The 21,465-nt window shown below is 62.3% G+C and carries 20 protein-coding genes; 10 read left to right on the top strand and 10 right to left on the bottom strand.

Features of this window, described 5'->3' with window-relative positions; all coding sequences use genetic code 11:
- Positions 1-33 precede the first annotated feature (33 nt).
- The 3 genes from LBW87_RS10400 (at position 34) to LBW87_RS10390 (ending at position 4,643) form a co-directional block, all read left to right on the top strand.
- Positions 34-2,421, top strand: a complete 2,388-nt coding sequence (locus tag LBW87_RS10400; RefSeq protein ID WP_225201368.1) for a 3-hydroxyacyl-CoA dehydrogenase/enoyl-CoA hydratase family protein — start codon at positions 34-36, stop codon at positions 2,419-2,421.
- 170 nt (positions 2,422-2,591) lie between these two features.
- Positions 2,592-3,788 carry an acetyl-CoA C-acyltransferase gene (locus LBW87_RS10395; RefSeq protein WP_225201367.1) on the top strand — a complete coding sequence of 399 codons (1,197 nt, stop codon included), beginning with the start codon at positions 2,592-2,594 and terminating at the stop codon, positions 3,786-3,788.
- A 90-nt stretch (positions 3,789-3,878) separates the two neighbouring features.
- Positions 3,879-4,643: an enoyl-CoA hydratase gene (locus LBW87_RS10390; RefSeq protein WP_225201366.1), complete on the top strand. Its 765-nt coding sequence runs from the start codon at positions 3,879-3,881 to the stop codon at positions 4,641-4,643.
- Between the two features lie 35 nt (positions 4,644-4,678).
- Here LBW87_RS10390 and LBW87_RS10385 read toward each other — a convergent pair whose 3' ends face one another.
- The 5 genes from LBW87_RS10385 to LBW87_RS10365 form a co-directional block, all read right to left on the bottom strand.
- The gene (locus LBW87_RS10385; RefSeq protein WP_225201365.1) at positions 4,679-5,020 is read right to left on the bottom strand and encodes a hypothetical protein; all 342 of its coding nucleotides are present in this window, start codon (positions 5,018-5,020) and stop codon (positions 4,679-4,681) included.
- Positions 5,021-5,026: 6 nt separating this feature from the next.
- Positions 5,027-6,181, bottom strand: coding sequence for a JmjC domain-containing protein (locus tag LBW87_RS10380; protein ID WP_225201364.1), 1,155 nt, complete (start codon positions 6,179-6,181; stop codon positions 5,027-5,029).
- 18 nt (positions 6,182-6,199) lie between these two features.
- On the bottom strand, positions 6,200-6,424 hold the full coding sequence (locus tag LBW87_RS10375) for a hypothetical protein (protein ID WP_225201363.1): 225 nt from the start codon (positions 6,422-6,424) through the stop codon (positions 6,200-6,202).
- 323 nt (positions 6,425-6,747) lie between these two features.
- Positions 6,748-7,749 (bottom strand): hypothetical protein, encoded by a 1,002-nt coding sequence (locus LBW87_RS10370; protein ID WP_225201362.1) that lies wholly within the window; start codon positions 7,747-7,749, stop codon positions 6,748-6,750.
- Positions 7,750-7,941: 192 nt separating this feature from the next.
- Positions 7,942-8,709 (bottom strand): alpha/beta fold hydrolase, encoded by a 768-nt coding sequence (locus LBW87_RS10365; protein ID WP_413927638.1) that lies wholly within the window; start codon positions 8,707-8,709, stop codon positions 7,942-7,944.
- 164 nt (positions 8,710-8,873) lie between these two features.
- Here LBW87_RS10365 and LBW87_RS10360 point away from each other — a divergent pair, with 164 nt between their 5' ends.
- A complete protein-coding gene (locus tag LBW87_RS10360; protein WP_225201360.1) occupies positions 8,874-10,316 on the top strand; it encodes an HD domain-containing phosphohydrolase in 1,443 nt (480 codons plus the stop codon).
- 81 nt (positions 10,317-10,397) lie between these two features.
- On the opposite strand, the gene LBW87_RS10355 is transcribed toward LBW87_RS10360, so the two are convergent.
- Positions 10,398-11,438 carry a GGDEF domain-containing protein gene (locus tag LBW87_RS10355; protein ID WP_225201359.1) on the bottom strand — a complete coding sequence of 347 codons (1,041 nt, stop codon included), beginning with the start codon at positions 11,436-11,438 and terminating at the stop codon, positions 10,398-10,400.
- A 611-nt stretch (positions 11,439-12,049) separates the two neighbouring features.
- Here LBW87_RS10355 and LBW87_RS10350 point away from each other — a divergent pair.
- Positions 12,050-12,442 carry a hypothetical protein gene (locus tag LBW87_RS10350; RefSeq protein ID WP_225201358.1) on the top strand — a complete coding sequence of 131 codons (393 nt, stop codon included), beginning with the start codon at positions 12,050-12,052 and terminating at the stop codon, positions 12,440-12,442.
- Between the two features lie 46 nt (positions 12,443-12,488).
- Here LBW87_RS10350 and LBW87_RS10345 read toward each other — a convergent pair whose 3' ends face one another.
- From LBW87_RS10345 to LBW87_RS10335, 3 genes are all read right to left on the bottom strand, one after another.
- Complete coding sequence (locus LBW87_RS10345) at positions 12,489-12,857, bottom strand: 5-carboxymethyl-2-hydroxymuconate Delta-isomerase (protein WP_225201357.1); 369 nt, start codon at positions 12,855-12,857, stop codon at positions 12,489-12,491.
- A gap of 37 nt (positions 12,858-12,894) precedes the next feature.
- Positions 12,895-13,887, bottom strand: a complete 993-nt coding sequence (locus LBW87_RS10340; RefSeq protein WP_225201356.1) for a threo-3-hydroxy-L-aspartate ammonia-lyase — start codon at positions 13,885-13,887, stop codon at positions 12,895-12,897.
- A gap of 95 nt (positions 13,888-13,982) precedes the next feature.
- On the bottom strand, positions 13,983-14,879 hold the full coding sequence (locus LBW87_RS10335) for a LysR family transcriptional regulator (RefSeq protein ID WP_225201355.1): 897 nt from the start codon (positions 14,877-14,879) through the stop codon (positions 13,983-13,985).
- A 150-nt stretch (positions 14,880-15,029) separates the two neighbouring features.
- Here LBW87_RS10335 and LBW87_RS10330 point away from each other — a divergent pair, with 150 nt between their 5' ends.
- From LBW87_RS10330 to LBW87_RS10310, 5 genes are all read left to right on the top strand, one after another.
- Complete coding sequence (locus LBW87_RS10330; RefSeq protein WP_225201354.1) at positions 15,030-15,776, top strand: SDR family oxidoreductase; 747 nt, start codon at positions 15,030-15,032, stop codon at positions 15,774-15,776.
- Between the two features lie 206 nt (positions 15,777-15,982).
- Complete coding sequence (locus LBW87_RS10325) at positions 15,983-17,236, top strand: Hsp70 family protein (RefSeq protein WP_225201353.1); 1,254 nt, start codon at positions 15,983-15,985, stop codon at positions 17,234-17,236.
- A gap of 82 nt (positions 17,237-17,318) precedes the next feature.
- Positions 17,319-18,164, top strand: a complete 846-nt coding sequence (locus LBW87_RS10320; protein WP_225201352.1) for a MurR/RpiR family transcriptional regulator — start codon at positions 17,319-17,321, stop codon at positions 18,162-18,164.
- 256 nt (positions 18,165-18,420) lie between these two features.
- On the top strand, positions 18,421-19,839 hold the full coding sequence (locus LBW87_RS10315; protein WP_225201351.1) for an MFS transporter: 1,419 nt from the start codon (positions 18,421-18,423) through the stop codon (positions 19,837-19,839).
- Between the two features lie 75 nt (positions 19,840-19,914).
- Complete coding sequence (locus tag LBW87_RS10310; RefSeq protein WP_225201350.1) at positions 19,915-20,568, top strand: aspartate/glutamate racemase family protein; 654 nt, start codon at positions 19,915-19,917, stop codon at positions 20,566-20,568.
- 16 nt (positions 20,569-20,584) lie between these two features.
- Here the strand turns inward: LBW87_RS10310 and LBW87_RS10305 are convergent, their stop codons facing one another.
- Positions 20,585-21,427, bottom strand: coding sequence for an aldo/keto reductase (locus LBW87_RS10305; RefSeq protein WP_225201349.1), 843 nt, complete (start codon positions 21,425-21,427; stop codon positions 20,585-20,587).
- Positions 21,428-21,465 lie beyond the last annotated feature (38 nt).

Here is a 21,465-nt window from a genome sequence, read left to right as displayed (position 1 = left end):
CGCTTCATCGAAGCACCAGCAAAGGAGACTTGCGTGTCCAATTTCATCGTCAAAAAAGTGGCCGTACTCGGCGCCGGCGTCATGGGGGCGCAGATCGCCGCCCATTGCATCAACGCCCGGGTGCCAGTGGTGCTGTTCGACCTGCCTGCCAAGGAAGGTCCCAAGAACGGCATCGTCCAGCGCGCCATCGACAACCTCAAGAAACTCAGTCCCGCCCCGCTGGGCAACAAGGACGACGCCGCACTGATCCAGGTGGCCAACTACGAGGACGACCTGGCCCAGCTGGCCGGTTGCGACCTGATCATCGAAGCCATCGCCGAGCGCATGGACTGGAAGCATGACCTCTACAAGAAGGTCGCGCCCCACATCGGCCCCGACACCATCTTCGCCTCCAATACCTCGGGCCTGTCGATCACGGCCCTGTCGGACGGCTTCGATGCGGCGCTCAAGGCGCGCTTCTGTGGCGTGCACTTCTTCAACCCGCCGCGCTACATGCACCTGGTCGAGCTGATCCCGACCGCCACCACCGCGCCCGAGATCCTCGACAAGCTCGAAGTGTTCCTCACCACCACGCTGGGCAAGGGCGTCGTGCGCGCCTTCGACACCCCCAATTTCGTGGCCAACCGGGTCGGTATCTTCGGCATCCTGGCCACCGTGATCGAAGCCGATAAATATGGCCTGTCGGTCGACGTGGTCGATGACCTGACCGGCGCCAAGCTGGGCCGCGCCAAGTCCGGCACCTTCCGTACCGCCGACGTGGTCGGGCTGGACACCATGGGCCACGTGATCCGGACCATGCAGGACAACCTCAAGGATGACCCCTTCTTTGCCACCTATGCCACGCCGCCGCTGCTGGCCAAGCTGATCGAGCAGGGTGCGCTGGGCCAGAAGACCGGCGCCGGTTTCTACAAGAAGGTGGGCAAGGATATCCTGCGCATCGACCCGGCCAAGGGTGACTACGTCGCCGGTGGCGGCAAGGCCGACGACATCATTGCCCGCATCCTGAAAGAGAAGGATCCGGTCAAGCGCATGAAAGCGCTGCATGATTCCACCAATCCGCAGGGCCAGTTCCTGTGGGCGATCTTCCGCGACATGTTCCACTACATCGCGGTGCATCTGGAAACGGTGGCCGACAATGCGCGCGACCTCGATTTCGCCATGCGCTGGGGCTTCGGCTGGAGCGTCGGCCCATTCGAAACCTGGCAAGCCTCGGGCTGGCAGCAGATCGCCCAGTGGGTCAAGGAAGACATCGAGGCCGGTCGTGCCTTGTCCAGCGCCGCGCTGCCGGCATGGGTGTTCGACGGTCGCGAAGGGGTGCACGGCGCCCGCGGTTCCTATTCGCCGTCGAAGAAGTCGGAGGTGGCCCGTTCTGCGCTGCCGATCTACCAGCGTCAGGTTTTCCGCGCGCCGCTGGCGGGCGAGGGCGTGGCCGATGGCAAGGTCGCCGGCACGACCTTCTTCGAAGACGAGTCGGTACGTGTCTGGCACCAGGACGACGAGGTATTGATCCTGTCCTTCAAGACCAAGATGCACGTGATCGGCCAGGGCGTGATCGATGGCATGAACCGCGCCATCACCGAAGCCGAAGCGAACTTCAAGGGCCTGGTGATCTGGCATCCGGACGCCGCCGAAGGCGGTGCCTTCTCGGCCGGCGCCGACCTGCAGTCGATGCTGCCGCTGTTCATGTCGGGCGGCGTCAAGGCGATCGAACCGGTGGTGCATCAATTGCAGCAGGCGCACCAGCGCCTGAAGTATGCCGGCGTGCCGGTGGTGGCCGCGGTGGCCGGCCTGGCGCTGGGCGGCGGTTGCGAATTGCTGCTGCACACCGCCAAGCGGGTGGTGTCGATCGAATCCTATATCGGCCTGGTGGAAGTGGGCGTGGGCCTGATCCCGGCCGGTGGCGGCTTGAAGGAAGCCGCAGTGCGTGCCGCCCGTGAGGCCAAGGGCAACGACATCCTGCCGTTCCTGAAGGACTACATGCTGGCCGCGGCCACCGCCAATGTGTCGAAATCGGCGCTGGAAGCACGCAAGCTCGGCTATCTGCGCGAGGACGACGTGATCGTCTTCAACCCCTACGAATTGCTGCACGTGGCCAAGGTCGAGGCGCGCGCGCTGTTCGACGCCGGTTACCGCGCGCCGCTGCCGCCGCAGATCCCGGTGATCGGGCGCAATGGCCTGGCCACCATCCTGGCGCAACTGGTCAACATGCGCGATGGCGGCTTCATCTCGGCGCACGACTTCAAGCTGGGCCGGATGATCGCCGAGACGGTGGCCGGTGGCGAAGTGGAAGAAGGCAGTATCGTCAACGAACAGTGGTTGCTCGACATCGAGCGCAAGTTCTTCATGGAGCTGCTCAATCACCCCAAGACCCAGGAGCGGATCATGGGCATGATGCAGACTGGCAAGCCAGTACGCAATTGATGCAAGGCCGATAAAGCTACTGCGCAGGCCAATCTCTGCTGCGACGCTCGCCGTACTTCCGTACGGCTGCGCTTCTCCCGCAGACCTTGGCCCGCTCGCAACGCTTTCTCGACCTTGGGACCGTAGTCAAGTCGCTGATAAAGCATTCGCCCCATACAGGAGCAACAACAATGAGCAAACAACTGCAAGACGCGTACATCGTCGCCGCTACCCGCACCCCGATCGGCAAGGCCCCGCGCGGCATGTTCAAGAACACCCGTCCGGATGACCTGCTGGTGCGCGCCATCCAGGCTGCCGTGGCGCAAGTGCCCGGACTGGATCCCAAGCTGATCGAGGACGCCATCATCGGCTGTTCCTTCCCCGAAGGCGCAGCCGGCCTGAACATGGCGCGTAACGCCGTGCTGCTGGCAGGCCTGCCCAACACCATCGGCGGCGTCACCATCAACCGCTTCTGCGCCTCCGGCATCACCGCCGTGGCGATGGCGGCCGACCGCATCCGCGTGGGCGAAGCCGACATCATGATCGCCGGCGGCGCCGAGTCGATGTCGATGGTGCCGATGATGGGTTTCCACCCCTCGGTGAACATCGACGCCTTCAAGGACGAGAACATCGGCATGGCCTACGGCATGGGCCTGACCGCCGAGAAGGTCGCGCAGCAATGGAAGGTGTCGCGCGAGGCGCAGGACGAGTTCGCCCTGGCATCGCACCAGAAGGCGATTGCCGCCCAGCAGGCCGGTGAATTTGCCGACGAGATGACGCCGTTCGAGATCATCGAGCGCTTCCCCAACCTGGGCAGCGGTGAGATCGACATCAAGACCCGCACCGTCAGCCTGGACGAAGGTCCGCGTGCCGATTCCAATATCGCCGCGCTGGCCAAGTTGAAGCCGGTGTTTGCGGCCAAGGGCAGCGTCACCGCCGGCAACAGTTCGCAGACTTCCGACGGCGCCGGCGCGCTGATCATCGTTTCCGAAAAGATCCTGAAGCAGTTCAACCTGACTCCGCTGGCCCGCTTTGTCTCGTTCGCGGTGCGCGGCGTGCCGCCGGAGATCATGGGCATCGGCCCCAAGGAAGCGATTCCGGCCGCCCTGAAGGCCGCTGGCCTGACCCAGGACCAGATCGACTGGATCGAGCTCAACGAGGCATTTGCCGCCCAGGCGCTGGCGGTGATCGGCGATCTCGGACTGGACCCGGCCAAGGTCAACCCGATGGGCGGCGCCATTGCGCTGGGCCACCCGCTGGGCGCGACCGGCGCGATCCGCGCGGCCACCACCATCCATGCGCTGCGTCGCAAGAACCTGAAGTACGGCATGGTGACCATGTGCGTCGGCACCGGCATGGGCGCGGCGGGCATCTTCGAGCGCATGTAAGTTTTTAATGCGCCAGACGACAGCCGCACCGCTTGCGCCGTGCGGCTGTTTTTCAACTTATCCACAACGTGCGCCCAAGCCGAGAGACTTATGGACATCGAACTGAGCAAGCAGGACGGCATTCTCACCATCGCCTTTGACCGCGAGGACAAGAAGAACGCCATTACCGCCGCCATGTACCAGCAACTGGCCGACGCCCTGAAGGATGCCGAGACCGACGTCGCGGTGCGCGCCATCCTGTTCACTGGCAAGCCCAAGGTTTTTACCGCCGGCAATGATCTGGAAGACTTCCTGAAGCATCCGCCCAGCGGCAAGGACGCGCCGGTATTCCAGTTCCTGGCGCAGATCAGCCATGCCAGCAAGCCCATCGTGGCTGCCGTCGCGGGCGCCGCAGTGGGCATCGGCACCACCATGCTGTTGCATTGCGACCTGGTCTATGCGGCCGACAATGCGCGCTTCTCGATGCCGTTCACGCAGCTGGGCTTGTGCCCGGAGGCGGCGTCATCGCTGTTGCTGCCGCATATCGCCGGCTATCAGCGTGCCGCCGAAAAGCTGCTGCTGGGCGAGCCGTTCGATGCCACCGAGGCGCGCGAGATGGGGTTTGTAAACCGGGTGTTGACGGTAGAGGAGCTGTTGCCGTTCGCCCGCCAGCAGGCGGCCAAGCTGGCGGCGTTGCCGGCGGCATCGATCAGGGTGACCAAGCAATTGATGAAGAAGAACCGGGTGACTGCCACCGAGCAGCAGATCAGCATCGAAGTCGAGCACTTCGCCCGCATGCTGGTGGCGCCTGAAGCCAAGGAGGCATTCACGGCGTTCCTGGAGAAGCGCAAGCCGGATTTTTCGCAGTTCGGGTAGGCTTGGGCGGTTGTCGCAGCATGTACCGTTCTATTTTAGGTATGAGCGGATCTTAGCAACCGCCTGATTGCGGGCTTCAATATCAATACGTAGAAACAGGAAATGAGCGCAGAACTCGCTATGCTGCAGATGAGAGTGAAAGCCCCGACAGCTAGGGGACGGTAGTTTTCAGCGAGTAAATCTGCCCTGATAAATACAATCCCAAAAAGAAGAAATGGGAAAAGAAGCGCGACTGTTAGACACCAGCCGCTATATTTCCTAATTTCTTTCCTGGAGTCTTGTCGCGCTGCTTCCAGGATTGCATCAGCTTCTTCAACAGGCATTCCCTTCAATTCCGGCACAAGCCAATACAGCATGATCCTGAAATAGATGCGCATGTTCTCTCACGGAGTAACGAGTTCAAGAATGTCCTGATGACATAACTCGTGGACTAGTCGATGTAATTTATCGCAATCCATATCCGCGAAATTAGCTGCTAATTGATTTACCGTTATTCCCGGAAAATTTGAGATGTGAGAAAGCAGGATCCGGCTTTTCTCGCTGAGACTTACCTTTATTCCATTGGCGAAAAATTGCTCAGAATCGTAGGGCGGTTGACTTACGGATGCCAGTCTAATTTTTGAGTCCATCGGAAGAACGTCGTTGTCGGCATTTCCAAAGATATTTATCGCTATCGGAGAATCAATACGAACGTATGCCGCGCAAAATTCTAAAAAACGGTTGTAGTTGATCTCGTTATCGATGAACTCAGCTATATAAAGCCCAATGGCTTCAATATTTTTTTTGTCGGTTTCCCATCCATTCAATGATTTTCTTGTTTGAGGAAATGCAGACATCTGATTGAGAGCCCAATTCAGATAATCAATTGCGTAAGGGGGAAATGTTCCAATTGCGAGATGACAGGTTCCGCCACCTAGTGGTTTCGGTTGATGCCACCAGCCACGGGGAATATAAAGAACGTCACCAGGCTCGAGCGTGGTCTCCAGGAAGGGCTCAGTTGGGCAGGGGTGAGTTGCTTCGAAATCGCGGCTCTGGTGAATGTGAAGCGGAGAGTCAAAAGTAGGTTTGAATAACGTCCACTGTTTCTTTCCTATCAATTGAACGGCAAATACATCGCGAGTATCCCAATGAGCGCGGAAAGATTCCTTGGTGCCAAATGTGGCGTAAATACTGCTAACGGTTCTTCGACCAGTATAAGAAGCAACGCAATTTGAAAATTGTCGAATTTTTTCTTCGTTAGCGATTTTGTTGGCGATGACCGTTGCGCCTTTTAGCAATAAGTCATAGACAACAGGTTTGATTAAGCGATGGCGGTGCGTTCCGACATCCAGATAGCTCTCTACGTATTGATCCTTGGGGCATACCCCATCCAGAAGTAACTTGAAGTCGTCGGACGATACATCACAACGGTCAATGATCCCGTTGATCTCGCGCCAAGAAATATCACTGACGTCGCCAGCCGCCTTCATCAGACAGGGTTCTATTTCCTGGAAGTGGGAAATAAAACCTTCTTTCGTATGAGGGAAATTAATCGTCATCGGAATATCTCCCCAGTATTAGTGATAATTCGTTCCAGAAATCGAGCCGAACGTTCCGCCGCTGAGGGTATATCCAATACTGATGGTGACGCCTAATACAAATCCGACAGCGGCCCCGGGTAATCCTCCAACCGCTGCGCCAGCAACGGTACCGGCCCATCCAGCTGCCGCTGCCATTCCAATATCTCCGGCAGTGGTTGCTCCAGCAATCAACTCCAGCTCACTGATTGTGACTTCTCGCATGGTTCTTCTCCTCATGGGTTTTCAACAACGAAACGATCAAAGGGAGGACGCAGCGGAAATAGGTTTCCGAGCCCTCCTAATACGCTAGAAAAAGTTAATTGAGCGGTACTGATGCTAGAGGAGGGGCCATTTCGGCAATATCGAATTAGATGGGTGTTTAATTCGGGTCGCTACAAATAATTCGTGCCGAAATTTTCGGTAGGGAAATGGAGGCGGAGTCGGGCAATCCGACGAGACAGCGTAACCCCGGCATTGCACCGGACGGTCTTGTATCTGAGAGAACTGGGTGATGTCGACCCTCTGTTATCGGGTCGATAATAAGATCACGAATTATTTTCCGCCCGCCCTTGCCTGGGCTCGTTCATGGCCTTCAACGCCTTCGCGGTGTCAGCCGGAAGCCCGTCCACCTCTGTTGCCTTCGCCCGTTTAGTATCTACCGCCGGTTTATCCGCAGCATCGATTGCCACTTGTGGTGCAGCAGGCGCCACCTCGATATTGGAGAGGCTTGCATCCTGAGCGCCGCTGAATGCGGGCGCTGCATTCCTGGAATCCTCGCCCGAGCCGTCCAGTGCCGGCAAACCGTGCTCCTCCCGCGCCTTGGCCCACTTGTTGAGCAAATAAAGGAGCGACATCGGTTCCATCTTCAGCGTTTGGCGAGTGTCCTGGCCTGACGTCGCAATCTTGATCTGCAATTCCGCCTCGTAAGACGCCGGATAAAGCGACTGTTCGATGAGTGGCAAGCTCCTGTGATGTTCAAGCATCGCTTTGCCCACGCCATTTCCAAACAGATTGCCGTTGCTGTTATAACTATCCATCGCCTTCCCAACGACCTGTTCGCGCCAGATTTCCTCCTGCCTGTACGCCTCACTCCACGCTGCCTTTCGTTCATTGACTGTAAAAGGACCCGCATTGTCAAAGGTAATGAGAACCAACTTGTCTCGAGACATGCCCAGGAAAGGATTTGTGCTTTTGTTATTGAGGAAGTCAGTTGCCTGTTTTGCACGTGCCAATAACTCAGGATTATCCGTCTCGGGGATGGCGGCGTCGTAGCGCTCTTTATTCCATTGATCGCTTTGGGCGCTGAATTTGTTCAGGACAGCCTTTGCGGTATCCGTAAGTTCGCTTCTTGTTAGTTTGGCACCGCGAGCGGTTGCCCTGATTGCAGCATCGCTTATCTGCTGTGCCAAAGTAGAAAAGGTAGCGACCGTTTCGTCCAGCTGGGTCGACGTTTGGGCATAGGAAGCCTTCATGGCGAATGCGGTAGCCGACACATCGGAAGTGGCTACGGTAGAGGGGGCTGCTGTGTATTTTGTAATTTCTGTCACGGTTTCGCTCCTTACAGCTGTAAAGAGCATTTACGGATTAATTTCTCAATTATTGAGAACCCGAAGAATTGGATAGCTTTTCGTCAGTGACACTGGCCAGCGCCGGCTGCCGTTCGAGCAAGCCAGCGATGCCAATACAAAAATCCGCCGCCCACGGATGCAGGACGGCGGATTTCATGCGCAGTGCGCGGCTTACTTGCTGGCGGCCACTGCGTCCAGGATCACCTTGGCCACGTCGGCCGGGCGCGATTGCTGTGGCACATGGCTGGTCGGCAATTCGGTGGTCTTGGCACCGATCTGCTTGGCAAAGGCGCGTTCCAGGTCGGGCTGGATCATGCGGTCGTTCTTGCTGACGATGTACCAGCTTGGGCGGTTCTTCCAGGCGGCGGTGCTGACCTTCTCGCCGAAGGCCTTGACGGCGATCGGGCCCTGGGTCGCGGCCATCACGGCGGCTTGTTTGGCCGGCACGTCCTGGGCGAAATCGGCGGCTACGGCGGCGGCCGGCAGGCTGGCGAAGCCGGCCTTGTCCACCGCCAGCTTGGCGATGCCCGGGGGCACCGGCAGGTCCTTGCCCAGGTCGCCGGTGGCTTGGCCGACGTCCGGTGCGAAGGCGGCCACGTAGACCAGGCCGGCGACCTTGTCGTTGTCACCCGCTTCGGTGATCACGGTGCCGCCCCAGGAGTGACCCACCAGCACCACCTTGCCGGGCTGGTTATCGATGGCGCGCTTGGCAGCGGCGACATCGTCGGCCAGCGAGGTCAGCGGGTTCTGCACGGCGGTGACCTTGATCCCCTTGGCTTGCAGCAGCGGGATCACCTTGGCCCAGTCGGAGCCGTCGGCGAAGGCGCCGTGCACGATTACCACCGAGGGCTGCTCGGCGGGGCCGGCGGCCATGGCGCTGGCGCCGGAAAAGGCGGCGGCAGCCGCGATCAGGGTGAGGCCGGTCTTCAGGTTGAACATTGCTTTCATGACATGCTCCTTGGCAGGGGTGGTGGTTCGGATGGAAGTGCTGAATCGGTGAGGCAAGTGTAGAAAAGCCTCGCCCGCACCGGTATCGGTCAATTGACCGACCCGGCTGTTTCCATCGCCTTGCCCACATCAACCATTGCCGCTAGAGTGCCGGCATGCCATCCGACAACTTCCTTTCCACCACCGTCCCCGCCCACGCTGCCGTGCGGCTGCTGGCGATGGCCGGCGACCTCAGCATGGGGCAGCCAACCGACCAGTCTGCGCGTTCGGCGTGCCTGGCGGGCCGGCTGGCGCTGCTCGACGGTGCCGGCGATGACGCTGCCATGCATGCGCGTCTGGTGGCGCTGCTGCGCTGGTCGGGCTGCACCGCCAACGCCGCCGGCTTCGCTGCCCTGCTGGGCGACGATGTCGCCGGGCGCGACGCCATGCTGCGGCACGCGTTGCCGCCAGGTCATCCACTCACTTTCACCAACGTCGAGCCGCTGGCGCGCATTCATTGCGAAGTGGCCGGCGACGTGGCCGGTATGCTGGGATTGCCAGCCGAGGTCGAGGCCGGCCTGCGCCACGTGTGGGAGCATTACGATGGCGGCGGTGCGCCGCAGCAGCTGCGCACGCCGGCCATTCCGACGGTGGTCTACTACACCAGCCTGGCCGGCGACCTGGAGATCCTGGCGCGCACGCACGATGCGCAAACGGCGGTGCGCATGATCCGCGACTGGGGTGGCGCCAAGTATCCGGCCGCGCTCGCCGCGCTGGCGGCTGAACACGCCGAACCCTTGCTGGCGGCGCTCGAAGGGCCCGATGAAGACAGCCCCTTGCCGGCGCACCCGGTGGCGCTGTCCATCGTCGCCGACCTGGTCGAACTGAAGCTGCCCTGGCTGGCCGGCTATTCGCGCCGGGTGGCTGAACTGGCCGGGCGCGCTGCAGCGCTGGCCGGGTTGCCGCCGGAGCAGCAGCAAAGGCTGGCCCGCGCCGCACTGATACACGGCGTGGGGCGCACCTCGGTGGCCAACACGATATGGGAGCGCGCCGGCAAGCCCGGCCGCGCCGACTGGGAAAAGATCCGCCTGGCACCTTACTGGACCGCGCGCGCCGGCGCGCTGGTGCCTGAGCTGCGCGAGGAGGCCGCACTGGCCTCGCATATGTATGAACGGCTGGATGGCAGCGGTTATTTCCGCAGCATCGAGCGCGAGGCGCTGGGCCTGCCGCAGCGCCTGCTGGCCGCGGCCGGCGCCTACGCCGCGCTGTGCGCGCCGCGCCCCTGGCGCACGGCACAGCCGCCACAGCAGGTGGCGCAGCTATTGGAAGAGGAGGGGCGGGCCGGCCGCTTCGACGAGGCTGCGGTCGGCTTCGTGATCGCTGCCGCCGGCGGCGAGGGCGAGGGTGGCATCGCGCCCGTGCGCAAGGGCCTGCTGTCGGAGCGCGAGGCCGAGGTCTTGCGCCGCATCAGCCTGGGCGAAAGCAACAAGGAAGCCGCGCGCGTGATGCAGATCAGCCCGTCCACCGTGCGCACGCATGTAGAGAGCATCTTCCGCAAGCTGGGATGCTCCACGCGCGCGGCAGCGACCCTGAAAGGCCTGACGCTCGGCCTTATTTAATCAGCGCAGTTCATCCAGCAGCTGGCGAAATTCGATCATTAAATGAAAAACGCCAGCCGATTCGGGCTGGCGTCTGGTTTATCACGAATTATTCTTCGCTCGTCCATGCTTGCGCTCGTACATGGCCTTGTCGGCCGCGCCCAGCAGCGCATGGAAGTCGCACATCTCGGACGGCGTCACCGTGGCCGCACCCAGGCTGATCTCGATCTCGGTATGCGGCCACTTCACGCGTGCCACCGCCTGCTTGATGCGGTCGGCGACCTGCATCGCACCGATCTCGTCGGTGTCGGGCAGGATCAGCGAAAACTCGTCGCCGCCGTATCGGGCCAGGAAGTCGCTGGCGCGCAGCGGTGAGCGCAGCACCCGCGCCAGTTGCGTCAGCAAGGCATCGCCGGCGGGATGACCAAAGGTGTCGTTGTACTGCTTGAAGTAATCCACATCCACCATCAGCATCGACAGCGGGCGCGCATTGCGCAGGTGACGCGTCCATTCTTCACGCAGGCGCAGGTCGAAGCTGCGGCGGTTGCCGATCGCCGTGAGCGAGTCGGTCAGCGTCTGCTGCTCCAGCTTTTGCATGGTGCGGCGGCTTTCGAGTTGCGCCTCGAGCTGACGTCCCAGCTTTTGCAGGCCGTCGCGCTCGGCCGCGCTCAGGTTGCGCGCAGTACGATCCATCACGCACAAGGTGCCCAGCGCATCGCCGTTCTCGGCCACCAATGGCACCGCCGCATAGAAGCGCACATGCGGCATGCTGGTGGCCAGTTCACTTTCGCCAAAATGCAGGTCGGATTGCAGGTCGCTGATCTCGGTCAGGTTGCGACCGCGACGCACGGCCGCTTCGCACAACGAAAAGTCGACCGCGCTGCGCGATACGCCATTCTGACCGGCAAAGCGCCACCATTGATTGCGCACATCGCCACGGCCGTTGACCACCGACACGAAGGGATGCTGCAGGCCGATGTCGCCGTGCAACTGGGTCATCATGCCGAAGGGGGCGTTGCATACATTGCAAGCCAGCGACAGGAAGTCGGCCAGCATCGGTTCGAGCCAGGCGTCGGCTTCTCCGCCGAAGTTGGCCAGCGGCAGCCGCGTGTCGACGCTGGCGCGCTCACGGGCAGGTTGCATGGAGCGCTTGAAGGCATCCGGTCGGACAGGTGTCTGCAGGTTTCTCATGGTCATGGCGCACTATTGTTGGTTGGGTTTGCCGTCAGGTCCCGTGGCGGACATGTTGACGACTTGTTGCTATTAATTAACTATTTGGCATCTTCGTTTTTTGTTATTCGCATTTTCACGAAGAGGCGCTATTGCCCTGTGACATCAAAGTAGCAGATAAAAATGGCTTGTAAACAGTTTTGGAACATCCGCTTACAAATTAGGCTGTTTGGTAGCAGAAACGATGATATTTCGCTCACAAAAGCCCTAAATAGCGTGATAACGATGACAATTGACGACTTGCTATCGGTCTCTGAATGGCTTCTCAATGGTCGCAATAATAACCGTTACTCATGTCCTGGGGCATCGGACAGTCACGCGGATTCGTGTAGGGAAAGTCTGATATTGCGCTGCACTATTCGCATTTGTCGCCGGTAGGCGACATGGACGAAATGACAATAAATGAGAGAAAAAAGATGCTTGCCAACGCTGGACGACAAAAATAAACTCTGCCGTTCCATTCAACCGATGCGCCTGCATCAGTCGATGCATCAAGGCGCCTGACCACGTTTTTGAAAGCAGAGATGTCGACCCAGCCCAAAGCAGGCGCAGTCCTGTTCGCGAAAGATGTCGCCCGCCTTGCCGCGTTCTATGCGCAAGTGCTGGCGGTGGTTCCCAAGCATGCCGAAGCCGAGAAGGTGGTGATCGAGACCGACAGTTTCCTGTTGGTCATCCACGCCATTCCCGCCGCCGTCGCCGCCAAGGTCGAGATTGCCTCGCCGCCGGTGCTGCGCGAGCAGGTTCCGGTCAAGCTGTTCTTGCCGGTGCGCTCATTGGCCCAGGCGCGGATCATTGCGCAGGGCAGCGGTGGCGCCATCAAGGCGGTCGAGTTCGAGTGGAGTGCGGCCGACTTCACCGCGTGTGATGGCAATGATCCGGAAGGCAATGTGGTGCAATTCCGGCAAGCATTGCAATGAAGAACCGGCGCCACCCGTGCGGATGGCGCCGAATAACGCGATCAGGTCAGGCCGATGGCGGCAGCACCAGCTTGCCGTAGATGTCGCGCTGCATGTCGATCACTTCGGCGGTGATTTGCACCTGAGTGCCGGCCGGCCAGGTCTGGCCTTGCTGTACGGTCGCCACCAGCAGGTCGGCGACCTGCTTTTTCACTTCGGGCGCCCGTCCTGAGAGAATCGTCAGGCGAATGTGCAGGAACCCACGCTTGGCCTGCGGCTGGGTGCCGACCAGGTAATCGTCGAGCTTGATGGCGCGCGCCTTGATGGCGTTTTCGTCGAAGTGGCCGCTGGCGACCAGCGCTTCGTTGATGTTCTGCAGCGTCTGGCGGGTGTCGATGTCCAGGTTGTCGGTGTATTCGAAAAACAGGTGCGGCATGATGATCCTCGTGTGGTTCGGGGGAATAAAAGCGTGCTCAGCTTGCCAGATATCCGGCCAGCTTGCCCAGGTCGACGTTGCCGCCGCTGATGATTACGCCCACGCGCTTGCCCTGTAATTGCTCGCGGACCTTGCGGGCGGCCGCAAACGCCAGGCAGCCGGTCGGCTCGACCACCATCTTCATGCGCTCGGCAAAGAAGCGCATGCATTGCACCAGCTCGGCATCGCTCACTGTATAGATATCGTCCACATCGCGGCGGATCACCTCGAACGTATAGTCGCCCAGGAAAGCCGTCTGGGCGCCATCGGCAATCGTCTTCGGGGTCTCGATGGTGACGATGCGCCCGGCCCGCAGTGACTGCTGGCCATCATTGCCCGCCTCCGGTTCGACCCCATAGATGCGACATTGCGGCGCCAGCGCGCGCGCCGCCAGCGCCGCGCCCGACAACAGCCCGCCGCCGCCGAGGCAGACGAACAGGGCATCGAGGGGGCCGGTTTCCTGCAGCAGTTCCAGCGTCGCTGTGCCCTGGCCGGCGATCACGTGCGGGTGGTCGTAGGGTGGGATGATGGTCATGCCGCGCTGGTCGGCCAACTGCTGGCAGATCTGCGCGCGGTCTTCCTTATAGCGGTCGTAGGTGACGATCTCGGCGCCATAGCCACGGGTCGCGGCCAGTTTGGCCGCCGGCGCGTCGGCCGGCATGACGATGGTGGCGGGAATGCCCAGCAACTGCGCAGCCAGCGCCGTGCCTTGCGCGTGGTTGCCCGACGAAAAAGTGACCACGCCGGCACGCCGCTGGTCGGCATCGAATTGCGACAGCGAATTCATCGCGCCACGAAACTTGAAGGCGCCCATGCGCTGGAAGTTCTCGGCCTTGAAGAACAGGCTGGCGCCCAGCTCGGCATCGGCCGTGCGCGACCGCAGCACCGGCGTGCGATGCGCCCACGGCTTGATGCGCTCGGCTGCCAGCAGCACGTCGGCGAAGGTGGGCAGTTCGGTGGCGCTGGAGCGGGCAATGGCGGAGTCGGTCATGGCTTGGGTCCTCGGCAAATGAAATGGTGGTGTGCTGGAAGATACGACGTCGGCTCCATCGTGTATAGAAACAGAGGCGCCGAATGCGGGCCGGATCAGGGCGTCGACAGCGCCTCTGCCAGCGCGTCGAACACCAGTCGCAGCCGGGCCGGCATCGGGCCACGCTGCGGGCGATACAGATACATGTCCCAGGGGTCCGGTTCCAGCTCCGGCAGCAAGGGTACCAGTCGGCCGCTGGCGATGTCATCGGTCACCAGGAAGCTGACGATCTGGCCGATCGCCTGGCCGCTGCGCACGAATTGATATTCGGCCTCTGAGTCGTCGCAGACGAAGCGCGCCGCCGCCGGGTTCATCTGCCGTTCGCCGGCAAACATCCACGGCCACAGGCGGCCGGTGTCCTGGTCCACGATGGCGGTATAGGGCATCGCCTGCAAGGATTCGAGGTCGCTCGGGGTGCCATAGCGGCGCAGGTAGCGCGGCGTGGCCACCACCTGCAACCGGGTCTTGGCCAGCTTGCGCACCACGAAACGGTTGTCGCGCAAGAAGCCGACACGGATGCCGATGTCGATCTTTTCGCCGATCACATCGATGCGCTGGTCATTGAGGCGCACATCGAAACGCAGGCCCGGATACTGCGCGCCCAGGCTCTCGATCACCGGCAGCAAGCGCCGTCGCCCCAGCGCCGATGGCGCCGCCAGACGGACCAGGCCGGTCATCTCGCCGTCGGCGGCGGCCGCGCGCGGTTGCTCGAACAGGGCGTCGAGTTGCAGCATGCTGCTGCGGGCGCGCTCGGCCAGCGCTTCGCCGAAGGCGGTGATGCGGATCTGCCGGGTATTGCGATGAAACAGCATCTCGCCCTGCAGCCGTTCCAGTTCCTTGACCGCCCGCGTGACGGCCTGGGGCGAGATCCCCAGCCGCACCGCTGCCTCCTTGAAGCTGCCCGTTTCGGCCGCGGTGCAGAAGATGCGGATCATTTCGAGACGATTGAGCATGGGTGTCCTGGCTGGGATGATGATTCCACTTTTTGGAATTCTGAAATCTTATCATTTCCATTGTTTGGCATAGAGTCGGCCACCATACTTTGCCTTGTCGCGACGCATCCGACGCGAAATCGCACCTCACACCAACGCAAAGGAACCATCATGAACGCAAATATCAAGGACAAGGTCGTCATCATCACCGGCGCCAGCAGCGGCCTGGGCGAAGCCACCGCACGCCATCTGGGCGAGCGCGGCGCCAGACTGGTACTGGCGGCACGCCGGGTCGACCGACTCGAGGCGCTGGTGGCCGAGATCACCGCCGCTGGCGGCCAGGCCATCGCGGTGGCCACCGATGTCTCGCGCCAGGCCGATGTCGAGGCGCTGGTCGAGCGCGCTGTCGCTCACTTCGGCCGGGTCGATGTGCTGGTCAACAATGCCGGCACCATGCCCCTGTCGCCGCTGGCCAAGCTCAAGGTCGACGAATGGGACCGTACCATCGACATCAACATCAAGGGCGTGCTGTACGGCATCGCCGCCGTGTTGCCCCGCTTTGCGGCGCAGGGCTCGGGCCACGTGATCAATGTATCGTCGGTCGCCGGCATCAAGGTGTTTGCCCCGATCGGCACCGTCTATAGCGCCACCAAGTTCGCGGTGCGCGCCATCAGCGAAGGCCTGCGCATGGAAGCGCCGGAGGGCGTGCGCACCACCATCATCTCGCCGGGCGCGGTCGCCTCCGAACTGAAGCTGCACAGCAGCGACGATGAAACCGCCGCCGCCGTGCAGGCCTTCTACGCAGCCAACGAAATTCCAGCCGATTCGGTGGCGCGCGCCATCGCCTACGCCATCGAACAGCCGGCCAATGTCGATATCAACGAAGTGGTGCTGCGCCCGGTCGCGCAGGAGTTCTAAGCGCCATCCACCTTGGCGCGAGCAAGGGACGCCGCAACGCACGAGAGTGCTTGCGGCGTTTTTGCATGGATGCCGGCGATCGCCGTCTTTGCACCCTGACAACACCCCGCAAGGCATGTTGTTTGCTTCAAACACGGTCGTGGTTGCGTGCAGACAAGACCCGGCGATTTCTATATGATTGCCGACCGAAAATGAAGGAGTGATCGATGGCGAATGCTTGCGGTGTGGATTTCGGCACCTCTAACTCCACGATGGGCTGGGCCCGTGCGGCAGGAGACGTGCGCCTGCTGACCCTGGAAGAAGACAAGGCGACGCTGCCATCGGTGGTGTTCTTCAACGCCGACGAAAACCAATTCAGCTATGGTCGCGCCGCGCTCGGCGAATACCTGGCCGGCTATGAGGGCCGCCTGATGCGTTCGCTCAAGAGCCTGCTCGGCTCGGGCGCCATCGATGGCCAGACCGAAGTGGGCGGCCGCGCGTTACCTTATCGCGGCTTGCTGGCGCAGTTCATCGGCGAACTCAAGCAACGTGGCGAACGGGCCGCCGGGCAGTCGTTCTCGAAGGTGGTGATGGGGCGGCCGGTGCACTTCGTCGATGATGACGCCGCAGCCGACCAGTTGGCACAAGACACGCTGGAAGAGATTGCCCGCAGTGTCGGTTTCAGCGAAATCGCCTTCCAGTTCGAACCGATTGCCGCCGCCTTCGACTACGAGTCGCGCATCGCGCGCGAAGAACTGGTGCTGATCGTCGACATCGGCGGCGGTACTTCCGACTTCTCGCTGGTGCGCCTGTCGCCCGAGCGCGCCAGAAAGAGCGAGCGGCGCGACGATATCCTGGCCAATGGCGGGGTGCACATCGGCGGCACCGATTTCGACAAGTATTTCAGCCTGTCCTGCGTGATGCCGCTGCTGGGCCTGGGCGGTCGCCTGGGTGGCAACGCCGAAGTGCCGTCGAGTTATTACTTCAACCTGGCCACCTGGCACACCATCAACCAGCTCTACACCCGCAAGGTCTGGCAGCAGTTGCAGGATGTGGCGCGCGAAGTGGCCGATCGCGAGCGCTTTGCCCGCCTGCTTGACGTGGTCGAGCAGCGCTGCGGCCACTGGCTGGCCCTGCAGGTCGAGAGCGGCAAGATTGCCCTGTCGTCGCAGGACAGCGCCACGCTGGATCTGGAACGCCTGCGCCCACCCGAACAACTGCAACTCAAGCGCGAAGACTTCGACGTGGCCGTCGACCACCTGGTGCAGTCGGTCGAGCAGACCGTCACGGGTCTGTTGCAGCAGGCGGGCTTGCGCCCGGCCGATATCGACAGCGTGTTCTTCACCGGCGGCTCGTCGGGCGTGAAATTGTTGCGCCAGCGCATCGGCGCGCTGGTGCCGGATGCCCGTCATGTCGAAGGCGACCTGTTCGGCAGTATCGGCAGCGGCCTGGCCATCGACGCGGCACGCAAGTTCAGCTGATCGGGGCCGGCGCCGACGCGGCGCCAAGGGCGCTGCTACAATGCGCCGACCTTGACCATCGGGCCGTCGTCGCCCGTCTTCCATGAAATCCTCCTCCGAATCGTTCGTCAGGCGCGTGCGCAGCCGGCTTGACGAATTGTCGACCACCGAACGCCAGCTGGCAGATTTCCTGCTGGAGTTCCCTGGCGAACTGGCCAGCTATGCCGGTAACGAACTGGCGCAACTGGCCGGCGTTTCGCCGTCCACGGTGAGTCGCTTCATCCGCCGCCTCGGCTATGAAAACTATGAAGAGGCAAGGCGCCAGGTGCGCCAGGAGCAGGAAATCGGCTCGCCGCTGCTGCAAGGCGGCTCCGCCACGGCCAGGCACCTGAAGTCGGTCGCGGCGCACTTCCAGCATTCACAGGCCAACCTGGCCGACACCTTCGATCGCCTGTCCGACGCCATGATGGGCGAGATCAGTCGCGCCATCGCAGCCGCGCCGCAGGTGCTGGTCTTCGGCAGCCGCAGCAGCTATGCCTTTGCGATGTACCTGCGCTGGCAGATCATCCAGGTGTTGCCACGGGTGGTCGCCATTCCCGGTCCCGGCGAGACCGTGGCCGAATACACCGCCGGCCTGGGCGAGCGCGACTGCGTGATCGTCTTCGGCACCCGCCGCCAGACCGCACAGATGGAACGCGTGCTGGAGGCCGCCCACCGCGCCGGCGCGCGCATCGTCTATATCAGCGACCAGGCCTCGCCTGACTTTGCCGGCGCCACCTGGTCGCTGCAGTGCCAATGCCGTGGCCCCGGCCCGCTCGACAACCACGTGGCCGTCATGGCGCTGTGCGACCTGCTGTCCACCATGGTGATCGAAGCCGCCGGCAGCGCCGGACGCAAGCGTATGGCGGCCGTCGAGCAAGGCCACGAGGAACTGGCGGACTTCGATTGAAGTTTTGAAATTATAATTTCAAAATTATTTTTATATGAATCACCATTTTCATGCGGGCTTGCTCCCCAATGGTGCAGCTGCATCGGCGCTTCACCACCGTCTGGCGTGAACAGGCGGTTTCTGCCTGCCAGATGCAGCCAGCACGGTGGCACGACAATTGCTAAACAACTCGTGAACTTGAAATATTAATTTCACATACACTATTTAAGTGAAATTAGTGTTCCATCCGTCGTTTCCCACGCACGAGGAGCTGAGCATGGCTGCTGGACCATCACTATCTTCCGCGGATACCCCACGCATTGCCGAGCTCGACGGTGCGCTGGACAAGATCGGCGTTACCCGTTCGCATCACACCATCATCTTCCTGGTGTTGATCGGTTGCCTGTTCGATAGCTTCGAGCAGAATGCCATCGGCCTGGTCGGCCCCATGCTCAAGCAGCAGTGGGGGCTGGACGCCACCGCCATCGGCCTGCTCAATACGGTCACCTTCGCCAGCGCAGCCATCGGCCGCATCGTCTCGGGCCTGGTGGCCGACCGCTATGGCCGCCGCGTGATGCTGAGCCTGGATTTATTGTTGTTCACGCTCGGGGCAGGCATCTGCGCACTGGCGCCCGACATGACGGTGATGGCCATCGGCCGCGCCATCGTCGGCTTCGGCCTGGGCGGCGAGATCGCCATCGCCGTGACCATGCTGTCGGAATTCTGCTCCAGCAAGTTCCGCGGCACCGCCGTCGGGCTGGTCAATGTCGGGGCCGGCGGGCTGGGCAACTTCCTGGCGCCGGCGTTCGGCCTGCTGGTCTTCACGCTGTTCCCGGGTGAAGACAGCTGGCGCTGGCTGTTCTTCTGCCTGATGCTGCCGGCCCTGCTGGGCGCCTTCTACCGTCGCTACATTCCCGAGACGCCGCGCTTCCTGTTGTCGCAGCACCGCATCGCCGAGGCCAATACGGTGCTGTCGCGCCTGGCCAGCGGCAAGCTGTCGGGGCCCGCGCCGCAGGGCACCGAGTGGATCGCCGACGATGGCAGTCGCGCCCAGGCCCGGCGCATCAAGGTGCGCCCGCAAGAGATTTTCCAGGGCGCGCTGGCGCGTCGCACCGTGCCGCTGTGCATCGCCATCTGGATGACCTACGGCGCGCAGATCTCGGTGCTGACGCTGATGCCGACTATCCTGGTCAGCCTGGGCTACAGCATGTCCAAGAGCTTGCTGTTCACCATGGTGATGCAGAGCGGCAGCCTGCTGGGCGCGATCGCCGCGTCGGCCTTCGGATTTCACATGCCGCGCAAGCGGGTGCTGACGGTGGGAGCGGTGTGCGCCTGCGGCGCGGCGCTGGCGATCGGTTTCCTGGCCAAGAACATTGCCATGATCCTGGTGGCGGGCGCAGTGTTCCAGTTCTTCGTGCTGCTGTTGAATACCACCATCTGGATCTTCGCGCCGGAACTGTATCCGACCCGCGTGCGCGCCTTCGGCACCGCGTTCATCCTGGCCACCGGCACCGCTGCCGGCGCCTTCATGCCGCTGGCGGCCGGGCGCCTGTTCGACGCCTTCGGACTGGCCGGCGTGTTCGGCATGATTGCGGTGATGTACCTGATCTTCACCATCAGTATCCGCAGCGTGCCCGAAACCTACGGCAAGTCACCCGATGCGCCGCTGGACGATGCCGCCGTCGCCCGTGCCTGACGCATTGTCGACTCATTGCCCGATTTATTGCCCGATTTATTGCCCGATTCATTGCCCGGAGAGGAGCCGCAAGGCATGCGTCATATCCTGCTGATCAACCCCAATTCGTCTGCGGCCACCACCGACATGATGGTGAGTATCGCCGCGGCCGAATTGCCGGCGGGTTTTGTCATCGATGGCGTCAGCGCCGGCAGCGGTCCGTCGATGATCGTCAACGATGTCGAACTGGCCGCCGCCGCGCCCGAGGTGGTGCGCAACTGGCGCGCTGCCGGCACGCATTACGCCGGCGTGATCATCAGCGCCTTCGGTGACCCCGGCATCGAAGGCGTGCGCGCCGCCAGCCAGGTGCCGGTGGCCGGCATCTGCGAGGCGTCGATGCTGGAGGCCGCAAGCGGCGGGCGACGCTTCGGTGTGGCGACCGTAACGCCCGAGCTGGCCACGGCCATCGCCGCCAGGGCCAGCGCATTGGGCCTGGATGAGCAGTACAGCGGTATCCGCCTGACGGCGGGCGACCCGCGCCTGCTGGCGGCCGACCCCGAGGCACTCGAAGAGGCGCTGGCCGTTGCGGTGCAGGAATGCATCGCGTTAGATGGTGCGCAGGCAGTGGTGATCGGTGGCGGGCCGCTGGGCCAGGCGGCCATCGCCCTGGCCCAGCGTTTTACGGTGCCGGTGATCGCGCCGATACCGGCAGCGGTGCGTGACCTGTTGCGCCAGCTGGGCGCCGGCTGAGCCACATCGGCGTCGCTTACAGCATCGCCAGCGCTTGTTTGCGCCGGGGCGGCGCGAACGCCGCATCGAGCGCCTTGAGGTCGGCTTCGGACAGATCGATGTCAAGGCAGGCGCGGTTTTCCTGCACATGTTTTTCGCTGGACGCCTTCGGGATCGCGATCACGCCCGGCTGCTTCAGCACCCACGCCAGGGCGATCTGGGCGGCAGTGGCGTGCTGCCGTTGCGCGATCTCGGCCAGCACCGGATGGCCCAGGATGCGGCCCTGCTCGATCGGCGAATAAGCCATCACCGGCATGGCCAGCTCGCGCGCCTGCGGCAGCAGGTCGAATTCGATGCCGCGCCGTGACAGGTTGTACAACACCTGGTTGACCAGGCATTCCCGGCCCTGCTCCAGGGCCAGCAATTCGTCGATATCGTCCACATCCAGGTTGCTCACGCCCCAGCCGCCGATCTTGCCCTGCGCCACCAGCGTCTGCATCGCCGCAACAGTGGCCGACAGCGGGTGCGACCCGCGCCAGTGCAGCAGGTAGAGATCGATATGGTCGGTGCCCATGCGCTTGAGGCTGGCTTCGCAGGCGGCGATGGTGCCGCGTTGCGAGGCATTGTGCGGCAGCACCTTGCTGACCAGGGTGACCTCGTCGCGGCGGCCGGCGATAGCCTGGCCCACTATTTTCTCGGCGCCGCCGTCGGCATACATCTCGGCGGTGTCGATGAGCGTTAGCCCCAGCTCGATGCCGGCCTGCAGCGCCTTGATCTCGGCGGCGGCGCTGGCGGCAGACGCGCCCATGTTCCAGGTGCCCTGGCCCAGCACCGGTACCCGTGCGCCATTGCGCAATACCATGGTGGGAATCTGTTTCATCGCTTCTCCTGTGGTCGCTGATCTTGGTGGCCATTAGA

This window comes from Herbaspirillum sp. alder98 (genome assembly GCF_020179755.1).
Classification (GTDB): domain Bacteria; phylum Pseudomonadota; class Gammaproteobacteria; order Burkholderiales; family Burkholderiaceae_D; genus Herbaspirillum.
Note: the sequence above shows the minus strand (reverse complement) of the source record. Positions and strands in the feature narration are given on the sequence as shown.